The sequence below is a fragment of the Nonomuraea montanisoli genome, from assembly GCF_013363975.1.
Lineage (GTDB): Bacteria > Actinomycetota > Actinomycetes > Streptosporangiales > Streptosporangiaceae > Nonomuraea > Nonomuraea montanisoli.
The window spans coordinates 95,711-118,610 of the sequence record NZ_JABWGN010000002.1 but is presented as its reverse complement, the minus strand read 5'-3'; the positions used below and the strand labels follow the sequence as shown (position 1 = coordinate 118,610).

Below are 22,900 nucleotides of genomic sequence, written 5' to 3'. Positions count from 1 at the left end.
CTCGGCGGGCGAAAACGGGCGGCGGCGCGCCGGGCGCGCCGGATAGCCTCACCGGCGTGATCTCCCTCCGGATCGGCGCGGGCCGATCGCCCCAACCCGGCTCGCTCTGGCGCGACCGCGACTTCCTGATCTTCTGGTGCGCGCAGACACTGTCGGTCGCGGGCGACTCGTTCGCACTCATCGCCGTGCCGCTCCTCGTCCTGAACGTCACCGGATCGGCCACGCAGATGGGCCTGCTGACAGGTGTGGCTGGCACGGCCTCGGTGGTGGCCGGGGTGTTCGCGGGGGTACTCGCCGACCGGTTCGACCGCAGGCGGCTGCTCATCGCCTGCGACGTCATCCGGCTCGTCCTGTTCGCGACGATCCCGGTGGTCTGGGCGTTCGGCACGCACGTGTGGCTGCTGTACGCCGTGCTGCCCCTGGCCTCGGCCGTGGGCATGGTCTTCCAGGTCACGTACGTGGCCGCGGTCGGCGGCCTGGCCGGCGAGGGGCGCGTCACCGAGGCCAACGGCATGCTGTACGCCACGGCCGCCGCGGCGGGAGTCCTGGGACCGACCCTGGCCGGCGTGGTGGCCGGGCACTTCGGCCCGACCGCCGCGATCACCATCAACGCGGCCAGCTTCGCGCTGTCCGCGCTGGGCGTGCTGCTGACCCGCTCCTCCCGCTACGCCGTCGAGCCCGCGCAGGACGCGGGACCGGCGCGCGAGGGGCGGCCCTGGCGGGAGCTGCTGGCCGGGGCGGAGTTCCTGTTCCGGCAGCCCGTGCTGCGCACCCTGACGATCCTGCTGTCGTTCTTCATCTTCATGACGCTCGGGCTGACGGACATCGTGATCTACCGGCTCAAGCACGACCTCGGCCAGACCGACTCCGTGGTGGGCGTCGTGCTGGGCGTCGGGGCGGTGGGCACGATGGTCGGCTCCATGCTGGTGGCCCGGGTGCGGCGCACCCTCGGGTTCGGGCCGTCGTGGATCGGCGCGCAGGTCGTCTCGGGCCTCGCCATCCTCTCCCTCGGCCTCGCGGGCTCGGTGTGGGGCGTGGCCGCGTTCATGGCCCTGTACCTGGCGTGCGTCAGCGTGGCCGGGATCTGTTCCATGTCGCTGCGCCAGCAGGTGACGCCGCCGCACCTGCTGGGGCGGGTGACGTCGGCGTTCTGGACGATCCACTTCTCGCTCGGGCCGGTCGGCGCGGCCGCCCTCGGCTGGGGCGCCGAACATCGCGGCGCGACGACGGTGTTCGTCGTCGCGGGCGTCTCCTGCCTGGTGCTGGCGCTGATCGCGTTCTTCACGCCCGTACGGCAGCGCGACCCCGAGCGCGCGTGACCCTTGCTCAGCCCTGGCCGGCGGCGCGCGTCAGCAGCCCGGCCAGCGTCTCCACCAGGCCGGGGTCCGCCGGGCGCCGGGAGGTGACCAGCCCGACCTGGCGGGCCGGGCACGGCGGCCGGATCGGCACGACGGCCACGCCCGCGGCCGAGCGGTCCAGGGCGACCTCCGGGATCAGCGACACGCTCACCCCCGCGGCGACCAGCGCCTGCGCGAAGAAGTAGTCGCTGGTCCCCCCGGCGAACACCGGCTCGAACCCGGCCCGCTCGGCGTACCGGCGCAGGAACGCCTCCGTCTTGGTGCAGCCGAGCACCCAGCGCTCGCCGGCCAGGTCGGCCAGGTCGACGGCCTCGCGGCCGGCCAGCCGGTGCCCCGCGGGCAGCACCACCGACAGCGGGTCGTCCATGAGCGGCGTCCACTCCAGGACCGGGCGGTCGCCCTGGACAAGCGGCAGCGGGCCGTCGAAGTGGTAGGCGAGGGCGAGGTCGGCCACCCCTTCGCGCACGAGGGGGACGGCGTCCTCCGGCTCGCGCTCCAGCACGTTCACCTCGACGTCGGGGTGGGCGGCCACGAACGCGGTGAGCGCCCCCGGCAGCAGGCGGCGGCCGCCGCTGCTGAACGTGGCGACCGTCAGGCGGGGGTGGCCGGCCGCGATCCGGTCGATGCGCTCCTGGGCGGTGCGCAGCTCGGCGAAGACCACGTCGGCCGCCTCCAGGAGCAGGCGGCCCGGCTCGGTCAGCATCACGCCGCGCGTGCTGCGCTCGACGACCGGCACGCCGACCGAGCGTTCGAGACCGGCGATCTGCTGCGACACCGCCGACGGCGTGAAGAGCAGGACGGCGGCCGCCTTGGCGAAGCTGCCCTGACGGGCCACCTCGCGCAGGACCCGGAGCCGCTGCACGTCGATCAACAGTTCTCCTAACGGCCTCGTAAGCAGGTCGGCACTTCTGCTCACCGCCCCGCCACGGCAGGCTCGGTGCCGTGAAGAGCGTATGCGTCATCGGCGGGGGCCGTTACTTCGGGCTCCACCTCATCGAACTGCTCCGCGACGCGGGCACGGCCGTCACGGTGGTCAACCGCGGCACGGCCGCGCCGCCGGCGGGGGTCGCGCACGTGGTCGCGGACCGCGACGACGAGGAGGGGCTGCGCGCGGCGCTCGGCCGGCGCACGTTCGACGTGGTGGTCGACCAGGTCTGTTACACGCCGCTCCAGGCGGCGCTCGCGCGGCGGGTCTTCGCCGGGCGCACGTCCCGGTACGTCATGACCTCCACGATGGAGGTGTACGACCCGGCCACCTCCGCGCTGGTCACCCCGGCCGCTCCGGGGACCCCGGTCACGGAGGACTCGCTGGACCCGGCCACGTGGCCGGTGGACGGCGGCCCAGCCGGCCACGACGCGTCCCGGCTGCCCGCCGGGGCCGTCCCGTACGCCGAGGACAAGCGGCGGGCCGAGGCGGTGCTCGCCCGGGAGAGCTCCTTCGCGTTCGTCGCGGTGCGCTCGGCGCACGTGCTCGGCGTGCGGGCGCGCGACTTCACCGGACGGCTCGGGCACTACGTCGAGCGGATCCTCGCGGGCCGGCCGATCGCGGTCCACCGCGACCCGTTCCCGACCTCGTTCACGAACGACGAGGAGATCGCCGGCCTGCTGTTCCGGGTGGCGGCCTCCGACCACGTCGGCGCCGTGAACGCCTGCTCGCACGGGCCGCTCGACGTGATCGGGCTGTGCGAGGCGATCGGGGAGCGGGCCGGGCGGAGGCCGGTGTACCGGGTGGTGGAGCCGGGCGAGGCGGCGTCGCCGTTCTCCTTCGACCGCCACTACGCCATGGACAACGGCCTGGCCGTCCGGCTCGGCCTGCCGCTCTCGGCCACCGCGGACTGGCTGCCCGACGCCGTCGCCGCGACGCTCGTGCACCTGAAGGCGGCCTGACATGCGCACCTCATCCCTGACCCGCCGCCTCGGCTCCGTGCAGGTCGGCGCCGTCGGCCTCGGCGCCATGCCGCTGTCCATCGAGGGCCGCCCCGGCGAGGAGCGGGCCGTGGCCACCGTCCACGCCGCCCTCGACGCGGGCGTCACGCTCGTCGACACCGCGGACTCGTACCACTGGCACGCGGGCGAGACCGGCCACAACGAGGAGCTGGTCGCCCGGGCGCTCGCCTCGTACGGCGGCGACCGCGACGCGGTGCTGGTCGCCACGAAGGGCGGCCGCGGGCGGCCCGGCGACGGCTCGTGGACCGTCACGGGCACGCCCGAGCACCTGAGGCGGGCCTGCGAGGGGTCGCTGCGGCGGCTCGGCGTGGACGCCATCGGCCTGTACCAGCTGCACAAGCCGGACCCGGCCGTGCCCTGGGCCGAGTCCGTCGGCGCGCTGCGCGACCTCCTCGACGCGGGCAAGATCCGCACGGCGGGGCTGTCGAACGTGGACACCGCCCAGATCCTCCAGGCCCGCGACATCCTCGGCGACGGCCTGGTCTCGGTGCAGAACCGCTACTCCCCGGCGGTGCGCGACAGCGAGCCCGAGCTGGAGCTGTGCGAGCGGCTCGGGCTGGCGTTCCTGCCCTGGAGCCCGCTCGGCGGCCTGTCGCGCAGCTCCCTGGACGGCCCCTCAGGGCAGGGGCGCGACCCGCGCATGGCCGCCTTCCACGAGATCGCGGCCGAGCGCGGCGTCAGCCCGCAGCGGGTCGCGCTGGCGTGGCTGCTGGCCCGCTCGCCGGTGGTCATCCCGATCCCGGGGGCCAGCCGTCCGGAGACGATCCGCGACTCGGCCGCCGCCGCGGCCCTCACGCTGACGCACGCGGAGCTCGCCCGCCTCATCTGACGGCACTGTATCTGGCGGTGTGTCCCCCGGCTCTTTCTGTATGGCGGGGACGCGCCGCCGTACCGGCGTCTCAGGGGTGATTGTCGTGGACATTCTCGGCGAGATGGTGCAACTGGTTCTGGAACGCGCGCTGGGCAGCGCCAAGGCGAGCAAGCACAAGCGGGCGCGGGCGGCGCCCTGCTGGCCCGCGAGATCGACCTCGCCTACCTGACCATGGACGACTCCGCCCTGCCCGAGGGGCTGACCGCCTTCGCCGTCTGGGAGGAGGAGCTGGTGCTCATGACCGCGCCCGGCCACCGGCTGGCGGGAGCGGGTCGCGTGCTGCTGTCCGACCTGGTCGCCGAGCCGTTCGTGGACTTCCGCGCGGGCACGGGGCTGGAGACCAGCGTGCACCGCCTGGCCGCCGGATGCGGGCTGCACCGGCACATCACCTGCGAGGTCACCCAGATGCGGCTCCTGGCCGACCTGGTGCGCGCCGGCCTCGGCGTGGCCATCGTCCCGCGGCAGGTCGCCGCGTGGGCCGGGCTGCCCAGCGTGCGGATCCGCCAGCCCGACCCGCCGAGGACCGTGGTCCTCGCCGGCCGCTCCCCGGCCCCCGCCAACCCCGCCGCGGGCGCGCTGCTGGCCCATCTGACCGCCGCCACCGGCCCTGGCCTGCCCGCCTGAGCTCTCCCTTGACAGCGTCGTGGCGCAACGGAGATCGTTCCTGACAAAGATCAACCTTCGGTCCCGACCAGGGAAGAGCGCGATGAACCTGATCAGCGGCGGGTTGCTCGCCGGTGTTGCCGTGGCGGTCGTGGGAGTCCTGCTGGCCCGCCGGCGTTACGTGGTGGTCACCGTGGACGGGGTCAGCATGGCCCCGACGCTCAACGACGGCGACCGCATCCTGGTGCGGCGGCGGCGGTTGGAGCAGGTGTCCAGGGGCGACGTCGTGGTGCTGGAGCCGACGCCGGACCCCACCGGGCGCATCCTGCCCGGCCCGCCCGGTCCGGACGGCCGGCGCTGGAACATCAAGCGGGCCGTGGCCTTACCCGGCGACCCCGTCCCTCCCGACGTGCCCGTGGAGGGGGACGTCGAGCGGGTGCCCGCCGGCGCGCTCGTGGTCTTCGGCGACAACGAGCGCAGCTTCGACTCCCGGCAGCGCGGCTTCTTCCACGCCGACAGGCTGCTCGGGGTCGCGTTGCGCCGGTTGGGCGGGTCGTCCCTCTAGGCCGGAGCGGAGGGCACGTCCGTGAAGTTCCGACTTCTTGGCCCGATGCGGATCCAGGCCGGCGGCTCGGCGGTGAGGATCACGGCGCCCAAGCAGCGCACCGTCCTCGCCATGCTGCTGGCGCGGGCCGGTCACGTCGTCCCGGTGCGGTCCCTGGTGACGGAGGTCTGGGACGACCACCCGCCGCGCTCCGCCGTGGCGAACCTGCGCACGTACCTCACGCAGCTGCGCAAGCTGCTGCCCCCCTCCGCCGACCCCGCGGCCGAGCGGCTGGTGACCTCGGAGGCCGGCTACCTGCTGCGGGTGGAGCCGGAGGAGTTCGACCTGTTCCAGTTCGAGGAGCTGTCCGGGCACGGCGGCCGGGCGCTGGCCCGCCGTGACCTCGGGGCCGCGCTGGACGCCTACAGCCGGGCGCTGTCGCTGTGGGAGGGGATGGCCGCCGAGGACGTGCCGCTCGGGCCGAGCCTGCGGGAGGTGGTGGCCCGGCTCAGCGACCGCTACCTGAGCGTGGTGGAGGAGCACACCGAGATCCAGCTCCTGCTCGGCCGCTACCCGGAGGCGGTCGGACGGCTGCGCGAGGTCGTCGCGCAGTACCCGCTGCGTGAGCGGCTGCACGGGCAGCTCATGGTGGCGCTGTACCGCAGCGGTGACGTGGTGGGGGCGCTGGAGGCGTTCGCCGTGGCCCGCCGGGTGCTGGCGGAGGAGCTGGGCATCGACCCGGGGCCGGACCTGCTGCGTCTGCAGCAGGCGGTGCTGCGCCGCGACGCGGGCCTGCTGGCCCCGCCGGTCGAGCCCGCGCCGGGTGAGCGCGGGGCGGTCACGTGCGGGCCTGGTGAGCGCGGGGCGGTCACGTGCGGGCCGGGTGAGCGCGGGGCGGTCACGTGCGGGCGCGGTGAGCGCGGGCCGCGCCAGCTCCCCCTCGCCCCTCAGGTCTTCGTCGGCCGTACGGCGGAGCTGGCCCGCCTGCGGGCCGTCCTGACCGCCGAACCCGGGCCCGGCGGCGGCCCCGCGGTGCTCGCGCTGCACGGCCCCGGCGGGATGGGCAAGTCGGCGCTCGCGCTGCGCGCCGCCCACGCCGTCGCCGGCCGGTACCCCGACGGCCAGCTCTACGTGGACCTCCAGGGCTCCTCCCCCGGCCTGCCGCCCCTGAGCCCGGCCGAGGCGCTGGGCCGCTTCCTGCGCGCCCTCGGCGTGCCCCCGGACGAGGTCCCGGCGTCGGCGGCCGAGGCGGCGGCCCTCTACCAGTCGTCGCTGGCGGGCCGGCGGGTCCTGGTCGTGCTCGACAACGCCGTGGGCGCGTCCCAGGTGGCGCCGCTGCTCCCGGCGGACCCGGGCTGCGCGGTCCTGGTCACCAGCCGGGCGGCGCTGACCACCATGGACGCCGTCCCCGTCGCCGTGGGGCTGCTGAGCGAGGCCGACTGCGTGTCCATGCTGACGGCGCTGGCCGGAGAGCACCGCGTGACCGCGGAGCCCGGGGCGGCGGCCGAGATCGCCCGCTGGTGCGGCCGCCACCCCCTCGCGACGCGCATCGCCGGGGCGCGCCTGGCCGCCCGCCCCGACTGGTCCCTGACCCGCTTCGGCGAACGGCTGCGCGACCACCGCGACCGGCTGGACGAGCTGCGGGCGTCGGGTCTGAGCCTGCGCTCCTGCTTCGAGGTCGGCTACGACACGCTGATGAGCGCCGCCCAGGCCACGTTCCGCCGGTTCGGGGTGCTGGAGGTGCCGGAGATGGGCGTGGAGCTGGCCGCCGCGCTGGCCGGCACCGGGCTCAGGGAGGCCGAGGCGGCGCTGGACGAGCTGGCCGAGGCACGGCTGCTGGAGCCGGTGGCCGAGGGGCGGTATCGCGTCCATGACCTGCTGCGGCTGTTCGCCGCCGAGCTGTCCGCGGCCCACGACCGGCCGAAGGACCGGGACCGGGCGCTGCGCCGCGCCCTCGACGCGTACCTCGGCCTCTGCCGCGAGATGCGCGACCTGCTGCAACCGCACCTGCGGGACGGCGGCGGGCGGCGCGGGAGCGGCGGGCGTGACACCAGGCCACTGTCCGCCTCCGGGCGTGACACCAGGCCACTGTCCGGAGGCGGACGCGACGCCAGGCCGCTGCTGCCCGGCCCCGCCGCGGCCGTGCGCTGGCTCGACACGGAGCTGCGCTGCCTGGTGGCGGCCGCGGCGCAGGCCGCGCGCGGCGAGCCGGACGTCGCGCGGTTCGTCACCGAGCTGATGCCGCTGGTCAAGGCCGTGGCCATGAAGGGCGGCCACTGGCGGGAGCTGGAGACCCTCTCCCGCCTGGCGATCGGCGTGGCGCGGCGCGACGGCGACCGGCCCGCGGAGGCGGCCACGCTCGTGACCCTCGGGCTGCTGGAGTGGCGGGCCGGCCGCGCGGAGGAGGCGCGTGACCTCATGAGCCGCGCGCTGGACCTCTGGCGCGAGGTGGGCGATCGCGAGGCCGAGGGGCTGGCGCTGCACAACCTCGGCTGGCTCAGCATGCAGACCGGCGACCTCGGCTCGGCCTTGGACCACATCACCGCGAGCCTGCGGCTGCTGGAGGCTCACGGCTCCAGCCGGGTCGGGCTGGTCGGCCACAACCTGGGCGAGGTGCTGCTCCGGCTGGGCAGGCACGCCGAGGCGGCCCGCCGGTTCGAGCGCTGCCTGGCCGTCCGCCGGGCCGACGGCGACCTGTACGGCGAGAGCATCACGCTGGCGGCGCTCGGGCGCGCGTACGGGCTGCTGGACCAGCGCGAGCGGGCGCTGACCGCGCTGGAGGAGGCGCTGGCCCGCTGCGGGGAGACCGGTAACCGCGAGGACGAGTGGGAGGCGCGGCTGGCCAGGTCCGAGATGCTGCTGCGCCAGGGCGACCCGGCCGCGGCCGAGGCGGACCTGGTGCGCGTCCTGGAGCTGACCGCCCGGATCGGCGACGCGTACGGGCAGGCGGCCGGGGCGCGGCAGCTCGCCCGGGCCCGCTCGGCCCTGGCGGACCCGCGCGCCGAGGCCGACGCGCGCCGGGCCGGCGAGCTGTTCGCCGACCGGGGCCTGCGCCGCGATCCCGCCCTGGAGCGGCTGCTCACGGCCCGGTTGTAGCGCACCTGTATGGGCCGCTGTATGTCCCCCAAATAGCTTTTCGGCCGACCGCATCGTGACAGAAAGGAGCGTGGATCCATGTCCAACGTCCTGGGCAGGCTCGGCGACCGGATTCTCGAGAAGCTGGTGCCGAAGACGTCCGCGGCAGCCTACGAGTACTACGTGCACTGCTACTGCCGGGAGCGCTCCGACTTCCGGAAGATCTGCATGCTCAGCGGCGGCAAGACGTACTGCGGCTCCTGCTACGTCTTCAGGACCTGCGGGCCCTGAGCCGACAGGCACGGGTCCGGCGTCGGTCCCCCACCGCCCGCCGGACCCGTGCCGCGCCCGGCCCGATGGAGCTGTCACCCCCCCTGATGTGAGGTCACCTCATGGCTTTCCTGATCGCCGCCGTCGTGCTCGTCGGCCTCCTCTGCCTGCTGAACCTGGTGCTCATGACGGGCGTCCTGCGGCGGCTGCGCGAGCACACCGCCGAGCTGCAGCGCCTGGCCGGCGGAGGGATGGCGCCCATGGTGTACGACCCCCGGGTCCTGGTCGGACGCGAGCTGCCGCGGGACGCGGCCGGACCCCGGCTCGTGGGCTTCTTCGACGTCGACTGCGACACGTGTCACGAGAAGGCGCCGCAGTTCGTGGCGGCGGCCCGTGACGAGGACGGCGGCGCCCTGGCGGTCGTCTCCGGCGATCCCGGCAAGGCGGACGACCTCGTGGAGCTCATGAGCGGCGTGGCCAAGGTCGTCACGGGTGACGACGCGCTGCGGATCGCGGACGCGGTCGGCATCAGCGCGTTCCCGACGTTCCTGCGTACGGGGGCGGAGGGCGTGGTCGTGGCGGCGGACACGGAGCTGACCGGCCTGGTGACCCACCGGGCGCACCCGGCGTGACCGGGGCGGACGGGAGCCCGCCCGGTCAGGGGCGGTTGCGGCGTGCGGCGGCGCTCGGGCTGCTGTGCTGGCGGGCCGGTCCCGTGCTGGCGGTGTCCCAGCTCGCGACCACCGTCGTGTCCGGGCTGCTGCCCACCGGCACGGTGTGGGCCACCAAGCTGCTCGTCGACGGCCTGACCTCCGGCCGGGCCGATCACATCCTCGTCCCCGTCGCCGCACTCGTCGCGCTGGGGCTCGCGGCGGGGACGCTGCCGCACCTCACGGGCTACCTGCGGGCCGAGTCGGACCGCCGGCTCGACCTGCTGCTCCAGGATCGCCTCTACACCACGGTGAACCGGTTCCAGGGCCTGTCGCGGTTCGAGAACCCCCTCTTCCTGGACGAGCTGCGCATGGCCGCGCAGGCCACGGGCGGCGCGATGGGCCCCGTGACCTCGGGCCTGTTCGACCTGGGGCGCAACGTCATCGCCCTGGCCGGGCTGCTCGGCGCGCTCACGCTGCTGAGCCCGCTCATGGCCGGGCTGGTGGCCGTGGCCGCGGTCCCCACCCTGGTGGCCCGCATGTCGCTGGAGAAGCGCCGGGTCGCGATGATCGCGGGGCAGTCGGCGGCGGCGCGGCGGCAGATCTTCTACTCCTCGCTGATCACCGACGTGCAGGCCGCCAAGGAGGTCCGGCTGTTCGGGCTCGGCGGCTTCCTCAAGGACCGGGTGCTGGGCGAGCTGGTGCGCATCCAGGGCGGCGATCGGCGGCTCGACCGGCGTGAGGCGCTGACGCAGACGTCGCTGGCCGCCCTGTCGGCCGTGGTCAGCGGCGCGGGCCTGGCCTGGGCCGCGTACGCGGCGCTGTCGGGACGGTTGACGGCCGGCGACGTGACCGCGTTCGCCGCCGCGGTGGCCGGGGCGCAGGCCGCCCTGATCGCCACCGTGGAGAACGCGGCCGGCGCGAACCAGGCGCTGCTGCTGTTCGGCCACCACGAGCGGGTGATGTCCCTCGCCGACGACCTGCCGACCCCCGGCCGGCCGGCGGCGCTGGCGCCGTTGCGGCGCGGCGTCGAGCTGCGCGACGTGTGGTTCCGCTACGACGAGAGCCACCCGTGGGTGCTGCGGGGCGTGGACCTGACGATCCCGCACGGCTCGTCGGTGGCGCTGGTCGGTCTCAACGGCGCCGGCAAGAGCACGCTGATCAAGCTGCTGTGCCGCTTCTACGACCCGTGCCGGGGGTCGATCCTCTGGGACGGCGTCGACCTCCGCGACGTGCCGCCGGCCGAGCTGCGCGCCCGCATGGGGGTGCTGTTCCAGGACTACATGAGCTACGACCTGACCGCGGCCGAGAACATCGGCGTCGGCGAGGTCACGGCCCTGACGGATCGCGGGCGGGTGGAGACGGCCGCCCGGGCCGCCGGCGCCCACGACATCGTGGAGGCGCTCCCGCGCGGCTACGACACCATGCTGAGCCGCGTCTTCTTCGGCCCCGAGGACGACGAGGATCCGCGGGCCGGGGTGATGCTCTCCGGCGGCCAGTGGCAGCGCCTGGCGCTGGCCCGGGCCCTGGTGCGCGAGGGCCGCGACCTGCTGATCCTCGACGAGCCCAGCTCCGGCCTGGACGCGCAGGCCGAGTACGAGGTGCACCGGCGGCTGCGCGAGCACCGTTCGGGCAGCACCAGCCTGCTGGTCTCGCACCGCCTGGGCGCGGTCCGCGACGCCGACCTGATCGTCGTGCTGGGCGACGGCCGCATCGTCGAGCGCGGCACGCACGACGACCTGATGTCCCTCTCGGGCCGCTACGCCCACCTCTTCGAGACCCAGGCCAGCGGCTACCGCGAGGACGCCGGAATCGGCTGACGCGACCCGGCTCCGGCCACGCCCGGCAGGCGTTCCTCGTCATCGTCCATCCCGGGACGTCCGGGCGGACCAAGGTGTACAGGTAGCCCCGGTGTACAGGTAGCCCCGCTCCGCGTCAGGAGGACCACTCCCGCTCGCCTGTCGTACTATCAGGCGACTTCTTGGGAGCGGTAGGGCTGTGGACATCCGGGTGCTGGGCCCGCTGGAGATCGCCGGCGACGACGGGCGGCCGTGTCAGGTCGGCTCGGCGAAGCTGCGGGCGATGGTGAGCGCGCTGGTGCTGGCCGAGGGCCGGCCGGTGGCCCCGGCCGCGCTGATCGACCGGTTGTGGGGCGAGGAGCCGCCCGCCGAGGCGCAGGCGTCGCTGCACTCGTACGTGTCCAACCTGCGCCGCCTGCTGGAGCCCGGACGCCGGGCCAGGGCGCGGAGCCTGCTGACGTTCGGGCCGGTGGGCTACACGCTGGCGATCGACCCGGAGCAGGTGGACGCGACGCGTTTCCTGCGCCTGGTGGGGCAGGCCGAGCAGGCGGCGGAGCCGGCCGAGGCGGAGCGGCTGGCGGACGAGGCGCTGGCGCTGTGGCGGGGCGAGCCGTACCAGGACCTGGACGATCAGGCGTACGCGGCCGCGGCCAGGGCGCGGCTCACCGAGGCCCGGGAGCGGGCCCGCGAGCTGCGGGTCGGCGCGGTCATCCGGCAGGAGCGCCACGACGAGCTGCTCGGCGAGCTGGAGGCGCTGACGTACGAGCACCCGCTGCGCGAGCGGCTGTGGGCGCTGCGGGCGCTGGCGCTCTACCGCGGCGGCCGCCAGGGCGAGGCTCTGGAGACGTTGCGCACGGCACGCCGGATCCTGGCCGAGGAGCTCGGCATCGACCCGGGCGAGGAACTGCGCCTGCTGGAACGGGACATCCTCGGCCGATCCCCCGCGCTGCTCCCCCACCGCCGGCCGCTCGAGCCGCCACCCGCCGAGCACCGATCAACCCCACTCCGATCAGACCGGCCGGGCGCGGTCGGGGCGGGCGCGGCCGGAACCGGAGCGGCGGCGGTCGGACCGGGCGCGGTCGAGGCGGGAGCGGGCGGGACCGGGGCGGGGATCACGGGCCGGAAGGAGGAGCTGGCCGCGCTGGACGGGCTGCTGGAGGCGGCGGCCGCGGGCCGTCCCGGCTTCTCGCTGATCACGGGAGAGCCGGGCATCGGCAAGACGCGGCTGGCCGAGGAACTGGTGAGCCGGGCCCGGGCCAGGGGTTTCACGGTCGCGGTGGGGCGGTGCGCGGCCACGGAGGGCGCGCCGGCGTTCTGGCCGTGGGTCACGGTGCTGGAGCGGCTGGCCGACACGCTGCCGCCGCTGCCCGCCGAGGTGCGCGCCGACCTGCCCGGAGTCGGCTCCGCGACCGAGACCGATCCCGAGGGCGCGCGGTTCCGCACGTACGAGGCGGCGGCGCGGGCGCTGACCGCGAGCCGGCGGCCGGTGCTGGTGGTGCTGGACGACCTGCACTGGGCGGACCGGTCCTCGCTGCGGCTGCTCGGCTACCTGGCCGGGCAGGTGCAGGACGGCAGGCTGGCCCTGGTCGGGACGGCCCGCGACTGGCCGCCGCCGGAGGGCGCGCTGGCCGAGGCGTTCGAGGCGCTGGCGCGCCGGCAGGCGGTCCGGCTGCCGCTGTCCGGCCTCTCGGCCTCCGACCTGGCCGAGCTGACCCCGGCGGGCACGGACGTGTCCGCGCTCCGGGACCGCACGAACGGCAACCCGTTCTTCGTCACGGAGCTGATGCGCTACCTCGGAGCCGGATCGCCGGGCCGTGGCGCGCTGCCGCTGGGCGTGCGGGACGTCGTGCTCGGCCGGGTGAACCGGCTGCCGGAGCCGTCCGCCGCGCTGCTGCGGGTGGCGGCGGTGGCCGGGCGGGAGTTCGACGTGGCGATCGTGGCCGAGGCCGCCGGGCTCGACCTGGACGCGGCGCTGGACCGGCTGGAACCGGCCATGGCCGCCCAGCTGGTCGCGGAGGGGCGGCCCGGGCGGTTCCTGTTCGTGCACGCGCTGGTGCAGGAGGCGCTCACCGAGGTGGTGCCGGTGCTGCGCCGGGCCCGGCTGCACGCCGGCGTAGCCGCCGCGATCGAGTCGCGTACCGGCGGCCCGGCCTCCGACCGGCTGGCCGCCGCCGCGCACCACTGGTTCGAGGCCGTTCCCGCGGGCCACACCGCGCGGGCCTGGCGGGCGGCGTGGCGGGCCGCCGAGGAGGCCAAGCGGCTGCGCGCGTACGACGTGGCCGTGGAGCTGCTGGAGCGGGCCGAGCGGCTGGCCGTGGACGACCCTGAACTGGGCGAGACCGAGCTGATGGACCTGCTGTTCGCCCTGGCCGAGGCCAGGTTCGGCGCGGGCGACTCGGTGGGGCAGGAGGCCGAGCTGACGCGGATCCGCCGCCTGGCCAAGCAGGCGGGCGACCGGCGGCGCTGGATCGAGGCCGCGACCGGGTACGGCGGGCGCATCCTGCAACCCTGGAGGGTCTACGGCGACCACGACGCCGACCTGGTGGCGGACCTGGAGGAGCTGGCCGCCGACGAGGGACTGGAGCCGTCCGCCCGGGCCCGGGTGCTGGCCTGCCTGGCGCTCCAGACGTACTACCAGCCGGGGCGGGCCCCGGCGGAGCGGGACCGGTGGAGCGCCGAGGCGGTGCGGCTGGCCCGCCAGGAGAACGACGCGACGCTGCTGGGCCGCGTGCTGTTCGCCCGCTTCTACGCGCTGCTCGACCCGGACTCGGCGCACCAGCGGCTGGAGGCGGCCGAGGAGATGGCCCGCGCCGGGTCGGAGGCGGGCGACCACGAGCTGCGCACGATCGGGCTCACCTGCCAGAGCGGCACGCTGCTGGAGCTGTGCCGGATTCGGGAGGCCCTGGACGTGCTGGCCGAGGCGGAGCGGCTCATCGGCCGCACGCACATGCCGTACCTGCGCATCATGCTGAACTGGCTGCGGTTCGGCGTGCTCGCCAACCGCGGCGACCTGGATGAGGCCGAGTCGCTGCTCGCGGCCACCGTCGCCGAGCAGCGGGCCACCTCGATGTGGGGGGTGGAGTCGAGCACGGCGGGCGCCACGTACCACATCGCGCTCATGCGCCTGCGCCACGGGAGAGCGGACGCGGTGCAGCCGCCGCAGGACATCACGCACGATCAGCTCGATCAGTTCAACCTGGACGGGTACGCCCACTACCTGGTGGTCAGCGGCCGGTTGGAGGAGGCGCAGCGGGCGCTCGGGCCGTGGGAGCGCCAGCCGCCGATCCCCCGCACCTTCGTCTACCTGTTCTGGCTGGTCGTCCGCTGCGAGGTCTGGGCGGCGCTGGGCGACCGGACGGCCTGCGCCGCCCTGTACGAGGAGGCGTCGCCGTACGCCGACCGGATGGGGGTCTCCGGGCTGAGCCTGCCGCTGTGGCCGGTCAGCCGGTCGCTGGCGCAATTGGCCGAGGCGCTGGGCGACACCGGGACGGCGCGGCGGCACGCGGAGCGCGCCGAGAGGGTGGAGCGCGAGCTGGCCCACCCCCGGACGACCCACCCCCAGGCAGCACAGGCCCAGGCGGCACAGGCCCAGGCGGCTCACCCCCACAGGTAGGCCGCGCGCCTCCGGTAGCGGCCACCGGCCAGGCTGCTGAGCAGCAGCATCGGCTTGGGCGCCGTCCTGCGCAGGTGGGCCTCGACGTCGGGCGGCAGCTCGGCGGTGATCCAGCCGAGCAGCTTGACGAGCCGGCGGAAGCCGTACTCCTTCGTGATCGTCTTGTGCATCTCCGCGTCCTCCTCCGGGGTGATGTGGGCCATCATCAGCGGGATCCCGTCGGTCTCCTCGTGCGCCAGGTGCGCGCCGAGGGTGTCGGCCAGCGCGCGCAGGGCGGTCATGAGCCGCTCGCGTCCCGGCTCGGACGGGCCCTCCTCGAACGCCTGGAAGGCCTCGCTGCTCTCGCGCAGCCAGCGGTCGCAGGACTCGTGCTCGGCCTCCAGCGCGTCGATCACGCCGATCGACTCCGGCGCCCGCTCCCGCAGGAGCGGCCAGACCGTCTCGTCCTCGGCGGTGTGGTGGTGGTGCAGCACGAACAGCACCCACGCGTGGTGCTCGCGCAGGGCGGTGACGCGCCGGCGGTCGTCGAGGCGGACCCGGCCGACCGCGGTGATCAGGTGGCCGAGGTCGCGGCGGAACCCGAAGTGCGCCAGATACATGTTGCTCATGTCGAGCGGCCCGGGCGCGGCGGCGGCCTGACCGGGCAGCATGATCTGCGGCACGTGCGGGTGTGCGGCGGTTCGCATGGCGGTGCTCCTTCTCGTCGTCTTCGTCGTGGAGGGACGGCGCCATCGTGGCCTCCCGCTCTTGGGCCGTTCTGGAGGATCAGCGACAAGAGCGGCTCAAGTGCCCGTCGTCCGGCGCCCCGGGGTCAGGCCGGCCGCTCGTAGCGGGCCCGCCGGGCGACCACCTCGAATCCGAGGCCGCGGAAGAGGCCGGCCGAGGCGGGGTTGTCGACGTTGACGTCCAGGAAGACCTCCGTCGCGCCGCGTGCGCGCACGCGGTCGAGCGCGGCGACCGCCAGAGCCCTCGCCAGGCCCCGCCGCCGCCATCCGGGCACGGCGCCGACCTGGACGAGGAAGCCTTCCGCGCACGCCACGAAACCGGCGACGGTCCCGTCCCTCTCGCGGGCCACCAGCGAGCAGCCGGGCAGGAACTCGTCGTCCACCAGCCAGCTCACCCACTCCTCCCGCGACCAGCCGGGGAAGCGAGGACGGTCGGCGAAGGACGCGGAGTAGGCCGCGTGGAACGCCTCTTCGGTCCGCTCGGACCATTCCGCCGTCTCCAGCTCCGGCGGCAAGGGGGCGGCCGGGAACGGGCGGGTCAGGTCGCGCCGGTGGACGTCCTCGGCGAACGTCTGCCGGAATCCGCGCGAGAGGAAGAGCGCGTGGGCCTCCGGCGTCAGCGACTCCGTCTCCAGCCGTACCGGACTCCCGACCAGCCGGACGGGCCCCTCGACCAGCCGACCGGACCCCTCGACCGGCCGGACGGGCCCCTCGACCAGCCGGTCGGCGGCGCCGATCAGCCGGTCGAGCAGGCCGGATCCGAGGCCGCGGCCCCGGTGGGCCGGGTCCACCAGGCCGGTCGCCGCCGACGCGCCGCCCACGGCCCGCACCGCCCCGCAGGCGACCAGGCGGCCCTCGGCGAACGCGCCCACCGCCGTCCCCGTGGCGTACCTGCGCTCCAGGAACGGCGGGGACGTGGCCGCCGGGAGCCCTCCGTCGCGGGCCGCGCACCGCCGGGCGAGATCGGTGATCGCCGGCAGGTCGGCGGGGGACAGCGCGGTCCACTCGATGGCCACCATGGGCTCCTCTCAGGTGCTGCTGCGGCGCCCTGGGTGTCGGGCCCCAAGAGTGTCGTGGAGGCGACTCGGGCGCGACTTGGGCGAGCGCGGGATGTGACGGGGGTGAGCGCCCCGTACCACCCCGTCGCCGAACATGAACGCTGACTGGCGAGTAGCTTAACGATCTTCGCCGCCCGTTCCACCTGTTGATCAAGGCTTTTACGATCAGGCCGCAACGATGGTCATACCTCGTCAGAGGTGCGCGAATCGGAGATCCAAGAGTGGCATTGAACCGCGCCCGCGTCCGTCGGACGACCCCGGCGGACCGGGCCATCGCGGCCGTACTGTCCGCGACACTGGCCATGAGCGTCGCCGACATCCCCACGGCGTACGCGGACACCCCCTCCCCCCAACCCTCACCCGCGGCCGCCGCGCCGCCCGACCCCTCCACCGCTCCGGCCGGGCCCAGTGCGCCCGACGAGAGTTCGGCCAGGCTCACCGCCCGGCTCACCGGCAAGCGGGTCGAGATCGAAGCGGCACGTACCGAGACCTCCTCCACCTACGCCAACCCCGACGGCTCCCTCACCGAGGAGATGTTCGCCGGGCCGGTCCGGGTGCGCGACGGCGCCGGCTGGAAGCCCGTCGACCTCGCGCTCACGGCGGCCGGCGACGGCACGGTGACCCCCAGATCGCACGGCAGGGCGCTGCGCATCGGCGGCGGCGCGAGCGGCGCCAGGCAGGCCGCGGCCGCCGGGACCGACCTGATCAGCGTGACCGCCGGGGACGCCCGCGTGACCCTGCGGTGGATGGGAGCGCTCCCGTCACCGCAGGTGTCGGACCAGACCGTCACCTACCCCGGCGTGCTGCCCGGCGCCGACCTGACGGTCACCGCGACCAGGACGGGCGCCGAGCAGTTCCTGCTGCTCAAGCAGCGGCCCGCCGCCCCGCTGTCCTACCGGCTCCGGCTGGACGCCCCCGGGCTCAAGGCCCGCCAGGCCAAGGACGGCGGCGTCGAGCTCGTGGGCAAGGGCGGCAAGGTCGCCGCGACCGTGCCCGCGCCCGTGATGTGGGACGCGCGGGTGGACCAGTCCTCCGGCGAGCACCCGCATCGCGCGCCGGTGAAGATGGAGGTGTCGGGCAAGGACCTCGTGCTCACGCCCGACCCGGCCTTCCTGAACGACCCCGCCACCGCCTACCCGGTCACCGTCGATCCGTCGCTCAACGTGGGCGAGGCGTTCGACACGTTCGTGCAGCAGGGCTACAACACCGACAATTCCGCCTCCGAAGAGCTCAAGCTCGGCAACAACGGCAGCGGGCAGATCGCCAAGTCGTTCATCACCTGGAACACCTCCGGCCTGGCCGGGCGGAAGATCCTCTCCGCCACGCTGAACCTGTGGAACTTCCACTCCTGGTCGTGCACGGCCAAGAACTGGGAGGTGTGGTCCGCCGACCAGGCCTCCACCTCCAGCCGCTACCCCGGCCCCGCCATGGCGGCCAAGTACGCCACCTCCAGCCAGACCAAGGGCTTCGGCTCCGGCTGCGCCGACGGCTGGGTCACCGCCAACGTCACGTCGCTGGCCCAGTACTGGGCGGACAAGGGCTGGGCCAAGTCCGGCATGGGGCTGCGCGCCTCGGACGAGTCCGACCCGTACGGATGGAAGCGGTTCAACTCCGGCAACGCGGCCTCGCACACGCCGTACGTCGCGGTGACCTACAACTCCTACCCGAGCACGCCGACCTCCGTCTGGACCAGCCCGAACAGCGAGGTGAACGGCGTCCTCGCCACCAACACGGTGACGCCGCAGCTGTTCGCCCACGTCGGTGACGCCGACGGCGGCAACGTGCGCGCCAAGTTCGAGGTGTACGACGGCGGCACCGCGGTCGTCACCGGCCTGTACGGCGCCTACGTGGCCTCCGGCGGCTTCTCGGACGCCGCGATGCCGGCCGGCAAGCTGGCCGACGGGCGCACCTACACGCTCAAGGGCTGGACCAACGACGGCTCGCTGGACTCCAAGCAGGTGCTGTCCCGGCAGTTCACCGTCGACACCAGGCGGCCGCCCGCGCCCAGGCTGACCAGCGGCTCCCACCCGGACTCCGGGTGGCACGGCGACGCCGGCGAGCCGGCCTCGTTCACCGCCACGCCGGCCGACTCCGACGTCGTCAAGATCGCCTACCGGCTCGACGACGGCGACACGGCCACGGCGGCCACGACCGGCGCGGCCGTCACGTTCACGGTGACCCCGCAGGCCGCGGGGCCGCACACGCTGACGGTGTACGCGCTGGACCGGGCGGGCAACGCCTCGGAAGCGGTGACGTACCGCTTCAACGTCGGGGCGGGCGCGCTGGCCGCGCCGGCCGACGGCACACGTACGGCCCGCCGCGCCGAGCTGGCCGCGACCGGGCGCGGCGAGTACGACCGGGTGACCTTCCAGTGGCGGCGCGCGTCGACCGACGGCTGGGCCGACATCCCCGTCGCCCAGGTGCTCGGCGCCGACGGCAAGCCGTTGACGGCCTGGCCGGTCGCGGCGACGGTAGCCGACGGCACCGCGACGGTGTCGGGGCTGACCTGGAACCTGGTCGACCAGCTCGGCGGCGACGGCGCCGTCCAGGTCCGCGCCGTGTTCGCCAGCGCCTCGGACTCGGCGGGCACGCCGGCCGCCGACGTGGTCGCGGACCGGCAGGCATCGGGGGCCGAGACGCGGAACGTGGGGCCGGGCAGCGTCAACCTGCTGACCGGCGATTTCCGGGTGGAGGAGAGCGAGGCCGAGCTGTTCGGCCTGGCCCTGTCGAGGACGATCTCCTCGCGTGACCCCAAGGCCGGCACCAGGATCGCCTCCCAGGCGTCCCCGTTCGGTCCCGAGTGGTCGGCGGGCGGCGTGTCGGACGTCGCCGACTCCGAGTACGCGGCGCTGCGCGAGACCTCCGCCAGCTCCGTCGAGGTCACGCTGGTGGACGGGACGCCCATCCAGTTCACCAGGACCGGCGACGGCTGGAAGCCGGAGGAGGGCGCCGAGGACCTGACGCTGACCGGCTCCTACACGCTCAAGGACGCCGACGGCGTGGTCACCACGTTCACCAAGCCCGCGGGCGCGACGTCGTACCTGCCGGCCACGACCACCCCGCCCGGCGCGAACAACATCACCCGCTACGTCTACGAGGCCGCGAGCGGCGCCCAGCGGCTCAAGGCGGTCATCGCGCCCACCAGCGCGGTGTCCGACCCGGGTGCGGACTGCGCGCTCCCCTCGCCCAAGCCCGGCTGCCGGGTGCTGGAGCTCGTGTACGCCACGCAGACCGGCGGCGGCGACTACGCGGGCCGGGTCAAGCAGGTGCTGTTCCACGACTCCGGCGCCCCCGTGGCCGTCGCGCAGTACGCCTACGACGGCGCCGGCCGCCTGGCCCAGTCGTGGGACCCGCGCGTCGCGCCGGCGCTCAAGACGGCTTACGGCTACGACGCCGGCGGCCGCCTCACCTCGCTCACCCCGCCGGGACAGCTCCCGTGGACGTTCGTCCACGACGCCGACGGCAGGCTGACCAGCGCGGTCAGGCAGGGGCTCAAGCCGGGCACGGCCGACCGGGCGGAGGGCGAGAACCGCACCTCCATCGTCTACAACGTGCCGCTGGACAAGGCCGCCGGCGGACCGGCCGACCTGCGGCCGCAGCACACCGCGGCGTGGGGGCAGCACGACAACCCCACCGACGCCACCGCCGTCTTCCCCGGCGACCAGATCCCTGACGGCCGCTCCTGGACCAGAGCGACCGTCACCTACCTCGACGCCAACGGGCGGCAGGTGAACCAGCTCACGCCGGGCGGTCACCTGTCGGCCACCGAGCACGACAAGTTCGGCAACGTCGTGCGCGAGCTGTCGGAGGGCAACCGCGAGCTGGCGCTCGGCACCTCGCCGCGCCTGGCCGAGCTCGGCCTGTCCGGGCTGCCCACGGCCGAACGGGCCGAGCTGCTGTCCAGGCGTTCGACGTACGACGACGGCGGCACCCGGGAGCTGGAGACCCTGGGTCCGCTGCACGTCGTGTCGGTGGGCGGCGAGGGCACGGCGGCCATGGAGCACACCGTCAACGCCTACGACCAGGGGCGTCCCGGCGACGCGCCCACCAAGGACCTGGTGACCAGGACCGAGGTGAGCGCGCGCCTGCTCAGCGGCGAGGACCGGGACAAGCGGGTGACCGCCACCGAGTACGACTGGGCGCTCGGCAAGCCCCTCAAGACCGTCAAGGACCCCGGCGGGCTGAACCTGGTGACGGCCACGTCGTACGACGGCGACGGCAACCCCGTCAAGACCGTGCTGCCCAAGGGCAACGACGCGGCCACCACGATCACCACGTACTACACCGCCTCCGGCGGCGCGCCGTGCGGCGGCAAGCCGGCGTGGGCGGGACTGGTGTGCCGGACGGCGCCCGCCGGGAAGATCACCGGAGGCGGCGACAACCCCGACGAACTGCCCACCGCCCTCACCACCTACGACCGCTACGGCAACCCGCTGACGGTCTCCGAGACCGCCAACGGCGTCACCCGCGTCACCAACACCGCCTACGACCCGGCGGGACGCCGGATCCGCCAGTGGATCACCGGCGGCGTCGGCGAGGCGCTGGGCGCCGTGGCCACGGTGTACGCGCCCGACTCCGGCGAGGTGGCCGAGCAGCAGCGCCTCGACGCCGCGGGCGACATCACCGAGCGGATCGTCACGGCCCATGACCGGCTCGGCCGGCGGATGTCGTACACCGACGCCGACGGCGGGGTGACCAGGACCGAGTACGACCTGCTCGACCGGACCGCCAAGGTGACCGACTCCGCGCCGTCCACCGTCACCTACGGCTACGACACCGCGGTCGAGCCGCGTGGCCTGGCCGTGACGATGACGGACTCGGTGGCGGGCACCTTCACCGCCCGGTACGACGCCGACGGCGAGTTCGCCTCCGGCGACCTGCCCGGCGGCCTGCACGTGAGCGTGACCGACGACGAGACCGGCACCGACGTCGCGCGCGTCTACACCAAGGACGGGCTGGACCAGCCCGTGCTGAGCGAGCAGGTCACCGAGTCGGTGCACGGCCAGTGGGCCGCCGACGCGCGCGGCGACGCCGGGTACGAGCGGGCCTACGGCTACGACAGGGCGGGCCGCCTGACCTCCGCCAGGGAGTCGGCGGCCGGCGTGTGCACGCTGCGCCGCTACGGCTTCGACGACAACTCCAACCGGACCCGCCTGGCCACCCAGTCCCAGGAGGGCACGTGCCCGGAGGCCGACGACGCCGCGGCGACGATCACCTCCTACGCCTACGACTCCGGGGACCGGCTGACGGGCGACGGCTACCGCTATGACGCGCTCGGCCGGACGACCGCCCTGCCGGGCGGGACGACGTTCGACTACCACGTCAACGACCTGGCCCGCCGGCAGAGCGTGGGCGGCGGGACGATGACCTGGTCGCTGGACCCGGCCGACCGGTTCAGGTCCACCGCCGCCGCGACGGGCACCGTCGTCAACCACTACGGCTCCGACGGCGACTCGCCGCGCTGGAGCGCCGAGCCCGGCGGCAAGGTGCTCAGGAACGTCTCCGGCTTCGACGGCGACCTGGCGGCCGTCACCGGCGCGAGCGGCGACACCCGCCTGCAGCTGACCACGCTGCACGGCGACGTCGGCACCGAGTACACGCTCGGCACCGCGACCGCCGCCGTCGTGGACGCCGACGAGTACGGGGTGGCACGCGGTCCGGCCCGCAGGTACGGCTGGCTGGGCGGCAAGCAGCGCGCCGCCGACACCCTGGACGGCACGATGCTCATGGGCGTGCGGCTCTACAACCCGTCGCTGGGCCGGTTCCTGCAGCTCGACCCGGTGCCGGGCGGCAGCGCCAACGCCTACGAGTACTGCTCGGGCGACCCGGTCAACTGCACCGACCTGGACGGCCAGTGGGGCTGCGGCTGGTGCCGCAAGCTCCGCCACAAGGCCAGGCACGTGTGGCGCCGGGCCAAGGTCCACTACCGGTCGTTCCGGTACGGCTGGAACACCGGCCGGGGCTGGGGCGGTTTCGTCCACCGGTGGGCGAGCAGCGGCCGGCGCTGGGTCAGCCGGGGATCCTTCATCGTCGGCGTGGGCTTCGGCACCTACAGCTGTCTGCGCAGGCGCACCTTGAGCGGCTGCGCCAGGGCGTACTGGGAGAACAGCGCGATCGGCGGCCTGTCCGGCGCGCTCTACGGGATCGGCCGCGGGAGCTGGCGGTGGCGGCACTGGTGGCGCCGCACCCACCGGTGACGCCCATGGGTGACTGACGATCCGAGCACCCCGGAAAACGCGAAATCCCGCCCGATCAGACCGATCGGGCGGGATTTCTCTCCTGTGGAGCTATGGGGATTCGAACCCCAGACCTCCTCCATGCCATGGAGGCGCGCTACCAACTGCGCCATAGCCCCGTGCTGCGTGCACCAGTGTATCGGACTTCCCG

Annotated in this window: 14 protein-coding genes and 1 tRNA gene; 11 read left to right on the top strand and 4 right to left on the bottom strand. The window is 74.8% G+C overall.

Translation table 11 applies throughout. The features are described 5' to 3' along the window. Positions 1 to 56: 56 nt before the first annotated feature. Positions 57 to 1,319 (top strand): MFS transporter, encoded by a 1,263-nt coding sequence (locus HTZ77_RS04085; protein WP_205302070.1) that lies wholly within the window; start codon positions 57 to 59, stop codon positions 1,317 to 1,319. A 7-nt stretch (positions 1,320 to 1,326) separates the two neighbouring features. Here the strand turns inward: HTZ77_RS04085 and HTZ77_RS04080 are convergent, their stop codons facing one another. Further along, the gene (locus HTZ77_RS04080; RefSeq protein ID WP_328808458.1) at positions 1,327 to 2,220 is read right to left on the bottom strand and encodes a LysR family transcriptional regulator; all 894 of its coding nucleotides are present in this window, start codon (positions 2,218 to 2,220) and stop codon (positions 1,327 to 1,329) included. An 80-nt stretch (positions 2,221 to 2,300) separates the two neighbouring features. On the opposite strand from HTZ77_RS04080, the gene HTZ77_RS04075 reads away from it, so the two are divergent. The 9 genes from HTZ77_RS04075 to HTZ77_RS04035 all read left to right on the top strand — a co-directional run bounded on the left by HTZ77_RS04075 (position 2,301) and on the right by HTZ77_RS04035 (position 14,730). Then, complete coding sequence (locus HTZ77_RS04075; RefSeq protein WP_175588078.1) at positions 2,301 to 3,245, top strand: Rossmann-fold NAD(P)-binding domain-containing protein; 945 nt, start codon at positions 2,301 to 2,303, stop codon at positions 3,243 to 3,245. Position 3,246: 1 nt separating this feature from the next. Next, positions 3,247 to 4,134, top strand: a complete 888-nt coding sequence (locus HTZ77_RS04070) for an aldo/keto reductase (protein ID WP_175588077.1) — start codon at positions 3,247 to 3,249, stop codon at positions 4,132 to 4,134. A 213-nt stretch (positions 4,135 to 4,347) separates the two neighbouring features. After that, on the top strand, positions 4,348 to 4,800 hold the full coding sequence (locus HTZ77_RS04065; protein WP_175588076.1) for a LysR substrate-binding domain-containing protein: 453 nt from the start codon (positions 4,348 to 4,350) through the stop codon (positions 4,798 to 4,800). 82 nt (positions 4,801 to 4,882) lie between these two features. Next, complete coding sequence (gene lepB / locus HTZ77_RS04060) at positions 4,883 to 5,344, top strand: signal peptidase I (RefSeq protein WP_175588075.1); 462 nt, start codon at positions 4,883 to 4,885, stop codon at positions 5,342 to 5,344. A 45-nt stretch (positions 5,345 to 5,389) separates the two neighbouring features. After that, positions 5,390 to 8,419 carry an AfsR/SARP family transcriptional regulator gene (locus tag HTZ77_RS04055; RefSeq protein WP_175588074.1) on the top strand — a complete coding sequence of 1,010 codons (3,030 nt, stop codon included), beginning with the start codon at positions 5,390 to 5,392 and terminating at the stop codon, positions 8,417 to 8,419. Positions 8,420 to 8,497: 78 nt separating this feature from the next. Next, positions 8,498 to 8,689 carry a hypothetical protein gene (locus HTZ77_RS04050; RefSeq protein ID WP_175588073.1) on the top strand — a complete coding sequence of 64 codons (192 nt, stop codon included), beginning with the start codon at positions 8,498 to 8,500 and terminating at the stop codon, positions 8,687 to 8,689. A gap of 101 nt (positions 8,690 to 8,790) precedes the next feature. Continuing rightward, positions 8,791 to 9,300 (top strand): thioredoxin domain-containing protein, encoded by a 510-nt coding sequence (locus HTZ77_RS04045; RefSeq protein WP_175588072.1) that lies wholly within the window; start codon positions 8,791 to 8,793, stop codon positions 9,298 to 9,300. Beyond that, a complete protein-coding gene (locus tag HTZ77_RS04040) occupies positions 9,297 to 11,138 on the top strand; it encodes an ABC transporter ATP-binding protein (RefSeq protein ID WP_328808405.1) in 1,842 nt (613 codons plus the stop codon). Before HTZ77_RS04045 ends, HTZ77_RS04040 begins: the two co-directional genes overlap by 4 nt. 178 nt (positions 11,139 to 11,316) lie before the next feature. Then, a complete protein-coding gene (locus tag HTZ77_RS04035; RefSeq protein ID WP_175588071.1) occupies positions 11,317 to 14,730 on the top strand; it encodes a BTAD domain-containing putative transcriptional regulator in 3,414 nt (1,137 codons plus the stop codon). On the opposite strand, the gene HTZ77_RS04030 is transcribed toward HTZ77_RS04035, so the two are convergent. Beyond that, positions 14,715 to 15,416, bottom strand: a complete 702-nt coding sequence (locus HTZ77_RS04030; protein WP_175588070.1) for a hemerythrin domain-containing protein — start codon at positions 15,414 to 15,416, stop codon at positions 14,715 to 14,717. The two genes, HTZ77_RS04035 and HTZ77_RS04030, sit on opposite strands and share 16 nt — an antisense overlap. A gap of 125 nt (positions 15,417 to 15,541) precedes the next feature. Then, entirely contained in the window at positions 15,542 to 16,474 is a 933-nt protein-coding gene (locus tag HTZ77_RS04025; protein WP_175588069.1) for a GNAT family N-acetyltransferase, read from the bottom strand. A 260-nt stretch (positions 16,475 to 16,734) separates the two neighbouring features. On the opposite strand from HTZ77_RS04025, the gene HTZ77_RS04020 reads away from it, so the two are divergent. Beyond that, positions 16,735 to 22,710 (top strand): DNRLRE domain-containing protein, encoded by a 5,976-nt coding sequence (locus tag HTZ77_RS04020; RefSeq protein WP_175588068.1) that lies wholly within the window; start codon positions 16,735 to 16,737, stop codon positions 22,708 to 22,710. An 85-nt stretch (positions 22,711 to 22,795) separates the two neighbouring features. Here HTZ77_RS04020 and HTZ77_RS04015 read toward each other — a convergent pair. Further along, positions 22,796 to 22,868, bottom strand: a tRNA-Ala gene (locus tag HTZ77_RS04015). Positions 22,869 to 22,900 lie beyond the last annotated feature (32 nt).